The sequence below is a fragment of the Pseudomonas sp. 22072 genome (genome assembly GCF_052046095.1).
Lineage (GTDB): Bacteria > Pseudomonadota > Gammaproteobacteria > Pseudomonadales > Pseudomonadaceae > Aquipseudomonas > Aquipseudomonas paracarnis.
In genome coordinates, this window is sequence record NZ_JBQEQE010000003.1 from 194,579 (window position 1) to 207,931 (window position 13,353).

Annotated in this window: 16 protein-coding genes; all 16 read right to left on the reverse strand. The window is 59.3% G+C overall.

Annotated elements, in window-relative coordinates; all coding sequences use genetic code 11:
* Nucleotides 1–22 precede the first annotated feature (22 nt).
* Nucleotides 23–1,312: a histidine--tRNA ligase gene (hisS, locus tag ACTJLA_RS04515; protein WP_034128022.1), complete on the reverse strand. Its 1,290-nt coding sequence runs from the start codon at nucleotides 1,310–1,312 to the stop codon at nucleotides 23–25.
* Between the two features lie 23 nt (nucleotides 1,313–1,335).
* Nucleotides 1,336–2,445: a flavodoxin-dependent (E)-4-hydroxy-3-methylbut-2-enyl-diphosphate synthase gene (ispG, locus tag ACTJLA_RS04520; RefSeq protein WP_003175952.1), complete on the reverse strand. Its 1,110-nt coding sequence runs from the start codon at nucleotides 2,443–2,445 to the stop codon at nucleotides 1,336–1,338.
* Nucleotides 2,446–2,447: 2 nt separating this feature from the next.
* Entirely contained in the window at nucleotides 2,448–3,434 is a 987-nt protein-coding gene (locus ACTJLA_RS04525) for a RodZ domain-containing protein (protein ID WP_198791541.1), read from the reverse strand.
* On the reverse strand, nucleotides 3,434–4,192 hold the full coding sequence (gene pilW / locus ACTJLA_RS04530) for a type IV pilus biogenesis/stability protein PilW (RefSeq protein WP_034128024.1): 759 nt from the start codon (nucleotides 4,190–4,192) through the stop codon (nucleotides 3,434–3,436). Before pilW ends, ACTJLA_RS04525 begins: the two co-directional genes overlap by 1 nt.
* 12 nt (nucleotides 4,193–4,204) lie before the next feature.
* Entirely contained in the window at nucleotides 4,205–5,353 is a 1,149-nt protein-coding gene (rlmN, locus tag ACTJLA_RS04535) for a 23S rRNA (adenine(2503)-C(2))-methyltransferase RlmN (protein ID WP_003194014.1), read from the reverse strand.
* A gap of 29 nt (nucleotides 5,354–5,382) precedes the next feature.
* Nucleotides 5,383–5,808 (reverse strand): nucleoside-diphosphate kinase, encoded by a 426-nt coding sequence (gene ndk, locus ACTJLA_RS04540; RefSeq protein WP_003175956.1) that lies wholly within the window; start codon nucleotides 5,806–5,808, stop codon nucleotides 5,383–5,385.
* A 92-nt stretch (nucleotides 5,809–5,900) separates the two neighbouring features.
* A complete protein-coding gene (gene iscX, locus ACTJLA_RS04545) occupies nucleotides 5,901–6,101 on the reverse strand; it encodes a Fe-S cluster assembly protein IscX (protein WP_034128025.1) in 201 nt (66 codons plus the stop codon).
* 14 nt (nucleotides 6,102–6,115) lie between these two features.
* Nucleotides 6,116–6,457 carry an ISC system 2Fe-2S type ferredoxin gene (gene fdx / locus ACTJLA_RS04550; RefSeq protein WP_032895388.1) on the reverse strand — a complete coding sequence of 114 codons (342 nt, stop codon included), beginning with the start codon at nucleotides 6,455–6,457 and terminating at the stop codon, nucleotides 6,116–6,118.
* A gap of 3 nt (nucleotides 6,458–6,460) precedes the next feature.
* Complete coding sequence (gene hscA, locus ACTJLA_RS04555; protein WP_034128026.1) at nucleotides 6,461–8,323, reverse strand: Fe-S protein assembly chaperone HscA; 1,863 nt, start codon at nucleotides 8,321–8,323, stop codon at nucleotides 6,461–6,463.
* Nucleotides 8,324–8,374: 51 nt separating this feature from the next.
* Nucleotides 8,375–8,896 (reverse strand): co-chaperone HscB, encoded by a 522-nt coding sequence (gene hscB / locus ACTJLA_RS04560; RefSeq protein ID WP_034128027.1) that lies wholly within the window; start codon nucleotides 8,894–8,896, stop codon nucleotides 8,375–8,377.
* An 8-nt stretch (nucleotides 8,897–8,904) separates the two neighbouring features.
* Nucleotides 8,905–9,228, reverse strand: coding sequence for an iron-sulfur cluster assembly protein IscA (gene iscA, locus ACTJLA_RS04565; RefSeq protein WP_003209680.1), 324 nt, complete (start codon nucleotides 9,226–9,228; stop codon nucleotides 8,905–8,907).
* Nucleotides 9,229–9,256: 28 nt separating this feature from the next.
* The gene (gene iscU / locus ACTJLA_RS04570; RefSeq protein ID WP_003175965.1) at nucleotides 9,257–9,643 is read right to left on the reverse strand and encodes a Fe-S cluster assembly scaffold IscU; all 387 of its coding nucleotides are present in this window, start codon (nucleotides 9,641–9,643) and stop codon (nucleotides 9,257–9,259) included.
* 99 nt (nucleotides 9,644–9,742) lie between these two features.
* Complete coding sequence (locus tag ACTJLA_RS04575) at nucleotides 9,743–10,957, reverse strand: IscS subfamily cysteine desulfurase (RefSeq protein ID WP_003194019.1); 1,215 nt, start codon at nucleotides 10,955–10,957, stop codon at nucleotides 9,743–9,745.
* A gap of 50 nt (nucleotides 10,958–11,007) precedes the next feature.
* Nucleotides 11,008–11,499, reverse strand: coding sequence for a Fe-S cluster assembly transcriptional regulator IscR (gene iscR, locus ACTJLA_RS04580; RefSeq protein WP_003194020.1), 492 nt, complete (start codon nucleotides 11,497–11,499; stop codon nucleotides 11,008–11,010).
* A 287-nt stretch (nucleotides 11,500–11,786) separates the two neighbouring features.
* Nucleotides 11,787–12,572, reverse strand: coding sequence for a serine O-acetyltransferase (gene cysE, locus ACTJLA_RS04585; protein ID WP_034128028.1), 786 nt, complete (start codon nucleotides 12,570–12,572; stop codon nucleotides 11,787–11,789).
* A 2-nt stretch (nucleotides 12,573–12,574) separates the two neighbouring features.
* On the reverse strand, nucleotides 12,575–13,345 hold the full coding sequence (trmJ, locus tag ACTJLA_RS04590) for a tRNA (cytosine(32)/uridine(32)-2'-O)-methyltransferase TrmJ (RefSeq protein ID WP_034128029.1): 771 nt from the start codon (nucleotides 13,343–13,345) through the stop codon (nucleotides 12,575–12,577).
* Nucleotides 13,346–13,353 lie beyond the last annotated feature (8 nt).

The window sequence follows — 13,353 nt, forward strand, 5'->3', positions numbered from 1 at the left end:
TAAATTCGGCTGTTCGACAGCTTCAACCCTGCACGACGCAGGTGGCCAAGTGCGCAGCGAGCGCATCAAAGGCAATGTTCTGTTGTTCACCCTGGCCACGCAGGGGTTTGAAACCTACCACTTGCTGGGCCAGCTCGTCATCGCCGAGGATCAGTGCGTAAAGCGCACCGCTCTTGTCGGCCTTCTTGAACTGGCTCTTGAAGCTACCAGCGCCGGCATTGATCTGCAGGCGCAGGTTGGGCAGTTGGTCACGTACTTTTTCGCTCAAGGCCAGGGCCGCCAGTTCGGCAGCCTCGCCGAAGGCGCACAGGTACACGTCCACCTGACGGGAAATTTCTTCCGGGACCTGCTCCAGGGTTTCCAGCAGCAGGATCAGCCGCTCGATGCCCATGGCAAAGCCTACGCCCGTGGTCGGCTTGCCGCCCATTTGCTCGACCAGGCCGTCGTAGCGACCACCGGCACACACGGTGCCCTGGGCGCCGAGCTTGTCGGTGACCCACTCGAACACGGTCTTGCTGTAGTAGTCGAGGCCACGCACCAGCTTGGGGTTGATCACGTAGGGAATACCGGCTGCATCCAGACGCGCCTTGAGGCCCTCGAAATGCACCCGGGACTCGTCGTCCAGGTAATCAGCCATTTTCGGCGCATCGACCAGCACGGCCTGGGTGTCGGCGTTCTTGGTATCCAGGACGCGCAACGGGTTGGTTTTCAGACGGCGTTGGCTGTCTTCGTCCAGCTTGTCCAGGTGGGCCGACAGGTACTCGACCAGGGCTTCGCGATAGCGACCCCGGGACTCGCTGGTGCCCAGGCTGTTGAGTTCAAGCTTGACCGCATCGCGGATGCCCAGTTGGCCCCACAGGCGCCAGGTCAGCACGATCAGCTCGGCGTCGATGTCCGGCCCGTCCAGGTTGAACACTTCGCAGCCGATCTGGTGGAACTGGCGGTAACGGCCTTTCTGCGGGCGCTCGTGGCGGAACATCGGGCCGATGTACCACAGCTTCTGGGTCTGGCCACCACCAGTGATGCCATGTTCCAGTACGGCGCGAACGCACGCGGCAGTGCCTTCCGGGCGCAGGGTCAGGGAGTCGCCGTTACGGTCTTCAAAGGTGTACATCTCTTTTTCGACGATGTCGGTCACTTCACCGATGGAGCGCTTGAACAGCTCGGTGAACTCGACGATCGGCATGCGGATCTGCTTGTAACCGTAGTTATCCAGCAGGCGCGCGACAGTGCTTTCGAAGTAGCGCCACAGTGGCGTCTGCTCCGGCAGGATGTCGTTCATGCCACGAATGGCTTGCAGAGACTTGCTCACATCAGATCCTTAAATTCGTTCAATCAGCCGCGAGCGATCAGCGCTGCGTCAGCGGCGACCTTCTCGGCCGCTTTCTCGCGGATCAGCTTTTCCAGCTCATCCACCAGATTGTCATTCGTTAGCTTCTGCGACGGTTTGCCGTCGATGTAAATCAGGTTCGGTGTGCCACCCGTCAGGCCCACGTGGGCCTCTTTGGCCTCACCCGGCCCGTTGACCACACAACCGATCACTGCGACATCCAGCGGCACCAGCAGGTCTTCCAGGCGCAACTCCAGGTCGTTCATGGTTTTCACCACGTCGAAGTTCTGCCGCGAGCAGCTCGGGCAGGCGATGAAGTTGATACCACGGGAACGCAAACGTAGGGACTTGAGAATGTCGTAGCCGACCTTCACTTCCTCTACGGGGTCTGCCGCCAGGGAGATGCGGATAGTATCGCCAATCCCTTCGGCGAGCAGCATACCGAGACCCACAGCAGATTTCACTGTGCCTGAGCGCAAACCGCCCGCTTCAGTGATACCCAGGTGCAGCGGTTGCACGATTTCCTTGGCCAGCAGGCGATAGGCTTCTACGGCCATGAACACGTCCGAGGCCTTTACGCTGACCTTGAAGTCCTGGAAGTTCAGGCGTTCAAGGTGTTCAACGTGGCGCAGTGCCGACTCAACCAGCGCCGCCGGAGTGGGCTCGCCGTATTTCTTTTGCAGGTCTTTTTCCAGGGAGCCGGCGTTGACGCCGATGCGGATCGGAATACCGCGATCACGGGCAGCGTCCACCACGGCACGCACGCGGTCTTCACGCCCGATGTTGCCGGGGTTGATACGCAGGCAGTCCACACCCAGTTCGGCCACGCGCAACGCGATCTTGTAGTCGAAGTGAATATCGGCAACCAGTGGGACCTTGACCAACTGCTTGATACGACCAAAGGCCTCGGCTGCGTCCATGTCCGGAACGGACACCCGTACGATGTCCACGCCAGCCGCTTCCAGACGATTGATCTGGGCAACGGTGGCAGCCACATCGTTGGTGTCACTGTTGGTCATGCTCTGCACTGCAATGGGGGCGTCGCCACCCACCGGCACCGAGCCGACCCAGATCTTGCGCGATACGCGACGTTTGATTGGAGATTCGCCGTGCATGACTATTGTCCCAACTTGAGGCGAGCAGTCTCGCCACTGGTGAACGGCGCCACGTCTACAGGCTGGCCGTTGTAGGCCACTTGCGCGCCACGGGCAAAGCCCAGACGCAGCGTCAAAGGAGGCTTGCCGCCCTGGTCAAGCGTATCTCCCTTACGCTTCAAACCGCTAAACAGCACTTTGCCGTTGCCATCGGTGACCTGCGTCCAGCAGTCAGCGATGAAGGTAATTTGTACGCGCCCATCACCGGCGATCAATGCCGGGGTGGTGGGAGGCGACATCGCCGGCGCTGCGGGTGCGGCTGGCGCAGGGGTCGCAGGTGCAGGCGTCGGAACCGCCGGAGCCTGGGCCACGGGTGCGGCCGGAGCGGTCGGAACAGCCGGAGCCGGTACCGCAGCAGGGGTCGTGCCGGCGTCTGGCGCGGGTTGTTCGGCAGTGGCCGGCGCTTGCGGCGCAGCTTGCCCCTCTACCACGGCCTGGTCTTCCGGCTCGTCCAGGGGGTGAATCTGGGTGGTGCCGTCGGCGCTTTCGACTTCGACATGTTCCATGGCGTTGCTGGTCAGGTCTTTGTTGCGCTGGGAGGTCTGGTCTTGCCACCAGACAAAACCGCCGCCGACCACGGCAATCAGCAACAACAGGCTGACAATCCGCAAAATGGTATGGGAAACGCGCGTAGGCTCTTCGATGCGCCCCAACCCATGGACATTACTGCCCTGGGCATCGGTGCCGGTGAACTGGTCGAACTCCTGGACCAGCACGGCCTGGTCGATACCCAGCAATTTTGCATAAGCGCGGATATAGCCGCGGGCAAAAGTGTGCCCAGGCAGCTTGTCGAACGCGCCGGCTTCCAGATTGGCCAACGAGGTACTGGTCAAATTGAGCTTGAGGGCCACTTCAGCCAGCGACCAACCATTGCTTTCGCGGGCCTGGCGCAAGGTTTCGCCTGGGTTGACGCGATTAGCTGCTACATCTTCCGGGTGCGCGGCTTTCATCATTGCTCCGACAGGTATTGCTGATATTCCGGCGTACCGGGATAGAGTCGTTCGAGTTGCTGGCCAAAACGTGCGGCCGTGTCGTGTTCTTCATGAACCGTCGCCAGGCGCACACCGAGCAATAGACTACGTGCATTTTGCCCGCTGAGCAGGCTAAAACGCTCGTAATAGTCACGTGCTGGCACATAATGCCTATCTTCGTAAGACAACTCAGCCATTTCGAGCAATGCCCGTGGCTGGCGACTGTTCAGGTGCAGGGCTTTTTCCAACTGCTGGCGAGCGCTGTCGCGCTGACCGAGGCGCATCGAGGTCACACCGAGGTTCTCGAACACCCGCGAACGCTGCGGGTAGAGGGTATCGGCGGCGGCTTGCTGAAAATAACGTGACGCCAGGTCGTACCGTTGCTGCTCGAACAGGAAACTGCCGTAGTTGTTCAGCAGCCGCGGATCGGCAGGGCGGGAGGCCAGGGCCTTGTGGAAATAGCGGTCGGCCAGCTCGGGCTCGGCCTGAGCCTGAAACACCAAAGCCAGCGCGGCGTTGGCATCGGCATCATCGGCGTCCAGCTCAAGGGCCTTTTTCAACGGCACCTTGGCCTGCTCGCTCATGCCTTGGCGCAGATACCCCAAACCCAGTTGCACATAGGCAACTCGCGCCTCATCACGGCCTTTATCAGTGCGCAACGGGCTGTCATGACCCGATGAAACGCAACCGGCCACGAGGCCGGTAAACAGTAAAAGCAGCGCAAGGCGCAAGGGCATAGAGATCCTCTCTCAGATTCGATTCACAGCGATTTGCGGCAAATCTTCAGCGGCGTTAAGTTCGCGCACGGCGATATAACGTTCACTGCGGCGGGTGCGGTCCATCACCTGCCCTACCAATTGGCCACACGCGGCATCGATGTCTTCACCACGAGTGGTTCGCACAGTGACGTTATAGCCGGCCTGGTGCAGTTGATCCTGAAAACGACGGATGGCGTTGTTGCTCGGCCGCTCGTAGCCAGAATGAGGAAACGGGTTGAACGGGATCAAGTTGATCTTGCACGGGGTGTCCTTGAGCAATTCGATCATCTCGACCGCGTGCTCCAGCTTGTCGTTGACGTCCTTGAGCATGGTGTACTCAATGGTCAGCACACGCTTCTCACCCAGGGTCGCCATATAACGCTGGCACGATTCGAGCAGCATCTTAAGCGGATATTTCTTGTTGATCGGCACCAATTGGTTACGCAATGCGTCATTAGGTGCGTGCAGCGACAACGCGAGGGAGACGTCGATGTGCTTGGCCAGCTCATCGATCATCGGTACCACGCCGGAGGTCGACAGGGTCACACGGCGCTTGGAGATGCCGTAGCCCAGGTCGTCCATCATAAGGTGCATGGCCGCAATCACGTTGTCGAAGTTCAGCAGCGGCTCCCCCATGCCCATCATCACCACGTTGGTGATGGCACGGTCGACGGTCGCCGGGACGCTGCCAAAGGATTTGTTGGCAATCCACACCTGGCCGATGACTTCGGCGGCGGTGAGGTTGCTATTGAAGCCTTGCTTGCCGGTGGAGCAGAAACTGCAGTCCAGGGCACAGCCTGCCTGGGACGAAACGCACAAAGTGCCACGTTTGCCCTGGGGAATGTACACGGTCTCGACACAGCTGCCGGACGCCACGCGCACTACCCACTTACGGGTACCGTCGCTGGAAATGTCCTCGCTGACCACTTCGGGACCACGCACCTCGGCAATGGCCTTGAGCTTGTCGCGCAGGGCCTTGCTGACGTTCGTCATGGCGTCGAAATCGTCGACGCCAAAGTGGTGAATCCACTTCATTACCTGACCGGCACGGAAACGCTTCTCCCCGATTGAGTCGAAGAATTTCTCCATTTCCGGCTGAGTCAGACCCAGCAGGTTGGTTTTAACAGTCGATGTAGTCATGGATTCACCCTCACTCTTTAAGCCGATGCTTAGCGAGCGGTTACTTCAGTAGCAGCGAAAAAGTACGAGATTTCGCGAGCAGCAGCAGCTTCGGAGTCCGAGCCGTGAACAGCGTTGGCGTCGATGGATTCAGCGAAGTCAGCACGGATGGTGCCAGCAGCAGCTTCTTTAGGGTTGGTAGCGCCCATCAGCTCACGGTTCAGAGCGATAGCGTTTTCGCCTTCCAGAACCTGGACAACAACAGGACCGGAGATCATGAAGGCAACCAGGTCGCCGAAGAAGCCACGAGCGCTGTGCTCAGCGTAGAAGCCTTCAGCTTCAGCCTTGGACAGTTGCTTGAGTTTCGAAGCTACAACCTTCAGGCCGGCTTTTTCGAAACGAGTGGTGATCTCGCCGATGACGTTTTTTGCAACAGCGTCAGGCTTGATGATGGAGAAAGTACGTTGAACAGCCATGGTGTAACTCCAGAAACGGTAATTTACGAAAAATTAAACCCGCGAATTATACGCGGGTTATTGGGTATTGCCTAACTGCGTAAAAAGGCGGCTCAGTCTGCTTCTTCGATCCACAGGCCTTGAATCGCCTCAAGGACCTTTTCGCCACCCCGGTCAGGGATGTCGTCAAAATCCGGCAGTGCCATTACGAGGTCGCGCAGCTTGACGAAGTTCACGGTAAGAGGATTGACCTCAGGATGAGCTTCAGCAAGTTGTATAGCGATTTCTTGTACATCAACCCATTTCAGGCTCATGACATTTCCTTGAATCAATGCGGCGCTTCGGCTGCATGGTTGAGCGAATATTTCGGGATTTCGACGGTGAGGTCTTCAGTCCCCACTTTCGCCTGACAACTCAGGCGCGACGTCGGCTCCAGGCCCCACGCCCGATCAAGATAGTCTTCTTCCAGGTCGTCAGCCTCATTTAGGCTGTCGAAACCTTTACGAATGATGCAGTGACAGGTGGTGCAGGCATTGACGCCGCCACAGGCACTTTCGATCTCGATGTGGTTGTCATGGGCGACGTCTAGCAGGGACTTGCCGGTCTCAGCCTCCACGACCATGCCCTCAGGGCAATGTTCGGCGTGCGGTAGAAAAGTGACCTGCGGCATCAGTTATTCCTCAATTTCATTCAGGTTGCGGCCCGCCAGCGCGGCTTTAACCGTCTGATCCATACGGCGGGCGGCAAAGGCATCAGTCACTTGCGACAGGCGCTTGGTCTGTTGCTCGATGGCGTAACCATCGTTGCCTTTCATCAGTTCGGCCAGTTCCTGCATCTGCAGGTCAATGACCATGCGTTCTTCGGCATCCAGCAAGCGCTCGCCGTCGGCTTCAAGGGCGCCCTGCACCGCTTCGAGCAGGCGCTGGGCATCCACTTGTTGCTCGCGCAATACGCGGGCGACCTTGTCGTCACCGGCATACTGGAACGAATCCTTGAGCATCTTGGCGATTTCGCCATCGGTGAGGCCGTAGGACGGCTTGACCTGGATGCTGGCTTCAACGCCAGACGCCAGTTCGCGCGCAGCGACACTGAGCAGGCCATCGGCATCGACCTGGAAGGTCACGCGAATTTTCGCCGCGCCCGCCACCATGGCCGGGATGCCACGCAATTCAAAACGCGCCAGGGAGCGGCAGTCGCTGATCAGCTCACGCTCACCTTGCAGCACATGAATCATCATGGCCGTCTGGCCATCTTTGTATGTAGTGAAATCCTGGGCGCGAGCAACGGGGATGGTGGTGTTGCGCGGGATCACCTTCTCCATCAGGCCGCCCATGGTTTCCAGGCCCAGGGACAATGGGATCACGTCGAGCAAAAGCAATTCGCCGCCATCACGTTTGTTACCAGCCAGGGTATCGGCCTGGATGGCAGCGCCGATGGCGACGACTTGATCCGGGTCGATTTCGGTCAGTGGTTGGCGCCCAAAGGCTTCGGCTACCGCTTCACGCACGCGCGGCACGCGGGTGGAACCACCTACCATGACCACTGCGCCAACGTCTTCCAACTCGATACCGGAATCACGCACAGCACGACGGCAGGCTTTGAGGCTGCGGGCAACCATCGGCTCGATCAGCGTATCAAAGGCTTCGCGAGTCAGTGGCGCCGACCAGTTACCGTAGCAAACATCAACAGAAGCAGCGTCAGTCAGCGCCTCTTTGGCCGCACAGGCAGTTTGCAGCAGGTTGCGCTGCGCGCCTGGGTCCAGGTCGGCCGACAAGCCGGCACTGCTGATGATCCAGCCAGCGATGGCGTGATCGAAATCATCGCCGCCCAGAGCGCTGTCGCCGCCGGTCGCGAGCACTTCAAACACACCGCCGGTCAGGCGCAGGATCGAAATATCGAAGGTACCGCCGCCCAGATCATAAATAGCGACCAGGCCTTCAGCGTGCTGATCCAGGCCATAGGCCACAGCCGCAGCGGTCGGTTCGTTGAGCAGGCGCAGCACATTCAGGCCGGCCAGCTTCGCCGCGTCCTTGGTGGCTTGACGCTGGGCGTCATCGAAATACGCCGGCACGGTGATAACCGCCCCTACCAGCTCACCACCCAAGGTGTTTTCCGCACGCTGGCGCAGCACCTTGAGGATATCGGCCGACACTTCCACCGGGCTCTTGGGCCCTTGGACAGTGTCGATGAACGGCATATGGGACTCGCCGCCGACAAAGCGGTACGGCAATTGGTCACCCAATTGCTTGACGTCGGACAACCCACGACCCATCAAGCGCTTGACCGACAACACCGTGTTCAAGGGGTCTGCGGACGCGGCGAGCTTGGCCGATTCGCCCACTTCAGTGCGGTCGGCGTGATAACGCACGGCAGACGGCAGGATCACCTGCCCATCGGCGTCGGGCAGCGGTTCGGACAGGCCGCTGCGCAAGGCAGCAACCAGGGAATTGGTGGTGCCCAGGTCAATCCCGACCGCCAGGCGACGCTGGTGCGGTTGAGGGCTTTGGCCGGGTTCGGCGATTTGCAGTAGAGCCATGGTAATCAGGTCTTATCTGTCTATCAGGCGTGCATCACGGGCAGCACTGGGTTAATCGTCGAGGCGCTCTTCTAGCTGGCGCACTTCGTAGGTGAGCTTGTCGAGAAACTGCATGCGCCGCATCAGGCGTTCGGCCTGTTCGCGTTGCGCCGCATCATCCCAACAGGCTGCGAAGCTTTCGTTGAGCTCATCCTGGGCGGTTTTCAGACGACGCTTGAAGACCGCAACACCGGCTATATCGGCTTCGTCCTGCAAGTCTTCGAGCTCTTCGCGCCACTGCATCTGCTGCATGAGGAAGTCCGGATCGTGCACCGTAACTTCCAACGGCAACTCGCCACCGTTCAGGGCGAGCAGGTAACGCGCGCGTTTCGCGGGGCTTTTGAGCGTCTGATAGGCTTCGTTGAGGCTGGCCGATTGCTCAAGGGCCAAGCGCTGCTCACGCTCGGAAGCGTCAGCGAAGCGGTCTGGATGCACCCCACGCGCCAATTCACGGTAGCGCGTGGCGAGCTGCTCAAGGTCCAGCCGAAAGCTCGGCTGCAGCTCGAATAAAGCGAAATGACAAGGAGTACCCACGAGTAGCCTCAGATGTTGAAGCTTTCGCCGCAGCCACATTCACCGCGCACGTTAGGGTTGTTGAACTTGAAGCCTTCGTTCAACCCTTCCTTGACGAAATCGAGTTCGGTGCCGTCCAGGTAGGTCAGGCTCTTGGGGTCGATGATCACTTTCTCGCCGTGACTTTCGAACACCTGATCCTCTTCAACCACCTCGTCGACAAACTCCAGCACGTAGGCAAGGCCGGAACAGCCCGTGGTGCGTACACCCAGACGAATCCCCTCACCTTTACCGCGCCCATTCAGGGAGCGGCGAATGTGCTGCGCAGCCGCTTCTGTCATGCTGATAGCCATCGTTGACTCCTTACTCGTCGCCAAATGCTTAGATCAAGCCTTTCTTCTGCTTGTAGTCGCGAACGGCTGCCTTGATGGCATCTTCAGCGAGTACGGAGCAGTGGATTTTCACCGGCGGCAACGCCAGTTCTTCGGCCAACTGGGTATTGCTGATAGTGACAGCCTCATCCAGGGTCTTGCCTTTCATCCATTCGGTCGCCAGGGAGCTGGAGGCGATGGCCGAACCGCAGCCGTAAGTCTTGAATTTGGCGTCTTCGATAACGCCAGCATCGTTGACCTTGATCTGCAGGCGCATCACATCGCCGCACGCCGGGGCGCCGACCATGCCGGTGCCGACATCTGGATCTTCCGCGTTCATCTTGCCGACGTTGCGCGGGTTTTCGTAGTGGTCGATGACCTTTTCGCTGTAAGCCATGGTACTGAATCCTCACTCATCAGGGCCGCTCTGGAACCCTGTAGAAACGCCTGCGTTTTCCGCCACGTTCCTACAGAGCTTGGGTGGCGGCTTCTATAGTTAGTGTGCCGCCCACTCGATCTTGGAAATATCGACACCGTCTTTGTACATGTCCCACAGTGGCGACAGAACGCGTAGCTTGTTGACGGCTTCGCAGACCTTCTGCGCGGCGTAGTCGACTTGCTCTTCAGTGGTGAAGCGGCCGAACGTAAAGCGGATAGAGCTGTGGGCCAGTTCGTCGTTGCGGCCCAGGGCGCGCAGTACGTACGAAGGCTCAAGGGACGCCGAGGTGCAGGCCGAACCGGACGATACCGCCAGGTCCTTGAGCGCCATGATCAGCGACTCGCCTTCAACGTAGTTGAAGCTCAAATTCAGGTTGTGCGGTACACGGGCGGTCATGCTGCCGTTGATGTACAACTCTTCAAGATTTTCGACCTGCTTGTAGAAGCGATCGCTCAGGGCCTTGATGCGCACGTTTTCGGCAGCCATGTCTTCCTTGGCTACACGGAAAGCTTCGCCCATGCCGACGATCTGGTGGGTCGCCAGGGTGCCCGAACGCATGCCGCGCTCGTGACCGCCGCCGTGCATGGTGGCTTCGATGCGCACGCGAGGCTTGCGGCTCACGTACAGCGCGCCGATGCCTTTAGGGCCGTAAGTCTTGTGGGCCGAGAACGACATCAGGTCGACTTTCAGCTTGGACAGGTCGATATCGACCTTGCCGGTGGACTGAGCAGCGTCGACGTGCAGCAACACACCCTTGGAGCGGGTCAGCTCGCCGATGGCGGCGATGTCGTTGATCGTGCCGATTTCGTTGTTCACGTGGATCACCGAAACCAGGATGGTGTCTTCACGCATCGCAGCTTCGATCATCGCCGGGGTGACGATACCGTCGGTGGTTGGCTCAAGGTAGGTGACCTCGAAACCTTCACGCTCCAGTTGGCGCATGGTGTCCAGGACAGCCTTGTGCTCAATCTTGGTGGTGATCAGGTGTTTGCCTTTGGTCGCGTAGAAATGCGCCGCGCCCTTGATAGCCAGGTTGTCGGACTCGGTGGCACCGGAGGTCCAGACGATTTCGCGCGGGTCGGCATTGACCAGGTCAGCGACCTGGCGACGAGCGTTCTCGACCGCTTCCTCGGCTTTCCAGCCGAATACGTGGGAACGGGAGGCCGGGTTGCCGAAGTTTCCGTCGACCAGCAGGCATTCGCTCATTTTTTGCGCGACACGCGGATCAACCGGGGTGGTCGCTGAGTAATCAAGGTAAATCGGCAATTTCATGGACTTTCTCCTAAATCAGGCTGGCTGGCGTGCCGTTAGCTCTTCGGCTGTCACTCGACGGCGGACGCTTCGATCTTGTCCAGACGCGGCGCCTTGGTGTTGCAACGGCGCTGGTCCTGACGCTGGGCTACTTCTTGCACCTCACGGCGAGTCACAAGATCAGCCAAGCTGATACCACTCAAAAACTCATGGATCTGCAGGCTCAAGTCACACCACAAGTGGTGTGTCAGGCAGGTGTCGCCGGCATGGCAGTCACCCAAACCCTGGCATTTGGTGGCATCGACGGATTCGTTGACCGCGTCGATCACCTGGGCTACCTGAATACCCTGCATGTCGCGGGACAGCTGATAGCCGCCACCCGGACCGCGAACGCTGGAAACCAGATTGCTACGGCGCAATTTGGCGAACAACTGCTCGAGATAGGACAGGGAAATGCCTTGGCGCTCGGAGATATCGGCCAGGGACACCGGCCCAGTTTGCGCGTGCAAGGCCAAGTCGAGCATGGCGGTCACCGCGTATCGGCCTTTTGTAGTCAGTCTCATGGACAAGTACCAAGGTGTTTCAGAATGGGAGCAAGTATGCGATTCCCGAGTATTTAAGTCAACTATAAGACCTAGTACTTTAGTCAGGATTACCCGTAAAAAGGGCGCGCGAATCATAGCAGGATGGGGTGGGATCGAACAGCGCAACCAGGCCTGCTGCAAGACCACCGAACCAATGGAGATCAAATGTGGGAGCTGACTGGCTTGCGATAGCTGTCTATCAGCTTGCTTATAGGTTGCTGGCCCACCGCAATCGCAGGCAAGCCAGCTCCCACAAGAGATCGCGTTCAGCCTGCCTTGGTGGTAGCGGCTTCGTCCTTGATTTCAGCAAAATCTTCCTCACGCAGTTCAGGCAAGTCTTTGGCACAGTACGGGCTACCCAACTCCTTCAGCGCCCCGCACATACCCTCCAGCTTGCCGTCCACCGCCTGCAAATGATCAAGCAATTGACCAATCGCACGAGCCACCGGGTCGGGCATATCTTCACTGACGCCATAGGCATCGAAACCAATCTTCTCGGCCATCGCCTTGCGCTTGGCCTCTTGCTCATCACCGACTTGCGGCTTGACGATGATGCGGCCTGGAATGCCCACAACCGTAGCACCCGGCGGCACAGCCTTGGTCACTACCGCGTTGGAGCCAACCTTGGCGCCGGCACCCACCGTAAACGGCCCGAGCACCTTGGCGCCCGCCCCTACTACCACGCCATCGCCCAGCGTTGGGTGGCGCTTACCCTTGTTCCAGGTGGTGCCGCCCAGGGTGACGCCTTGATAGAGGGTGACGTCATCGCCGATCTCGGCCGTCTCGCCAATCACGATACCCATGCCGTGGTCGATAAAGAACCGACGACCTACCTTGGCACCCGGATGGATCTCGATACCGGTCAACCAACGCCCAAAGTTCGATACCAGCCGCGCCAGCCACTTCCAGCCCATGCCCCACAGGGCGCCGGACAAGCGGTGGATCCAGATCGCGTGCATGCCCGGGTAGCAGGTCAGCACTTCAAAGGCGTTGCGCGCCGCCGGGTCACGGTGGAAAACACTTTGGATATCTTCTCGCAAACGCTCGAACATTTTTAATCCTTCCGCTCAAGAAGCTCACCACGGGCCGCTTTCTGGGTTTCCGTGAGGATGCCACGCAATATGTTCATTTCAGCCCGGCTCACCGAGCTGCGGCCGTATAAGCGACGCAGGCGCGCCATCAAGTGCCGTGGCTTTTCAGGGTCGAGGAATTCGATGGCGACCAGGGTTTGCTCCAGGTGCTCATAGAACCGTTCCAGCTCGTCCATGGTGGCCAACTCACCACTTTTGGTCGAGGCAACCTCTTCCTTTTCCATTTTGCTCGGCTGGCCAGCAGCGGCCAGCCAGGCCATGCGCACTTCATAAGTCAGCACCTGCACCGCAGCCCCGAGGTTCAGCGAGCTGAACTCAGGGTCTGAGGGAATATGCACGTGGTAATGACATCGCTGCAGCTCTTCGTTGGTCAGGCCGGAGTCTTCACGGCCGAATACCAAGGCGATTTCAGCACCGCCAGCAGCCTCTTCCACCACTTTGGTGCCGCATTCACGCGGATCCAGCAGCGGCCAAGGGATACGACGATCACGGGCACTGGTGCCGAGCACCAGATTGCAGCCGACCAAGGCGTCCTCCAAAGTGGCGACCACTTGGGCATTTTCAAGCAAGTCATTGGCGCCGGACGCACGGGCATCAGCCTCGTGGTGCGGGAATACCCGCGGTTCGACCAGCACCAGGCGCGTCAGCCCCATGTTTTTCATGGCTCGCGCCACCCCGCCGATGTTGCCGGGATGACTGGTATTGACCAAGACGACACGAATGTTTTGCAGCAAGGGAGGCG

Bases quoted from the DNA above. Each gene is read 5' to 3' on its own strand.
- ACTJLA_RS04575 (WP_003194019.1), bottom strand. From the start codon at position 10,957: ATGAAATTGCCGATTTACCTTGATTACTCAGCGACCACCCCGGTTGAT.
- ispG (WP_003175952.1), bottom strand. From the start codon at position 2,445: ATGCACGGCGAATCTCCAATCAAACGTCGCGTATCGCGCAAGATCTGG.
- iscR (WP_003194020.1), bottom strand. From the start codon at position 11,499: ATGAGACTGACTACAAAAGGCCGATACGCGGTGACCGCCATGCTCGAC.
- hscA (WP_034128026.1), bottom strand. From the start codon at position 8,323: ATGGCTCTACTGCAAATCGCCGAACCCGGCCAAAGCCCTCAACCGCAC.
- iscU (WP_003175965.1), bottom strand. From the start codon at position 9,643: ATGGCTTACAGCGAAAAGGTCATCGACCACTACGAAAACCCGCGCAAC.
- cysE (WP_034128028.1), bottom strand. From the start codon at position 12,572: ATGTTCGAGCGTTTGCGAGAAGATATCCAAAGTGTTTTCCACCGTGAC.
- fdx (WP_032895388.1), bottom strand. From the start codon at position 6,457: ATGCCGCAGGTCACTTTTCTACCGCACGCCGAACATTGCCCTGAGGGC.
- rlmN (WP_003194014.1), bottom strand. From the start codon at position 5,353: ATGACTACATCGACTGTTAAAACCAACCTGCTGGGTCTGACTCAGCCG.
- pilW (WP_034128024.1), bottom strand. From the start codon at position 4,192: ATGCCCTTGCGCCTTGCGCTGCTTTTACTGTTTACCGGCCTCGTGGCC.
- ACTJLA_RS04525 (WP_198791541.1), bottom strand. From the start codon at position 3,434: ATGAAAGCCGCGCACCCGGAAGATGTAGCAGCTAATCGCGTCAACCCA.
- iscX (WP_034128025.1), bottom strand. From the start codon at position 6,101: ATGAGCCTGAAATGGGTTGATGTACAAGAAATCGCTATACAACTTGCT.
- ndk (WP_003175956.1), bottom strand. From the start codon at position 5,808: ATGGCTGTTCAACGTACTTTCTCCATCATCAAGCCTGACGCTGTTGCA.
- iscA (WP_003209680.1), bottom strand. From the start codon at position 9,228: ATGGCTATCAGCATGACAGAAGCGGCTGCGCAGCACATTCGCCGCTCC.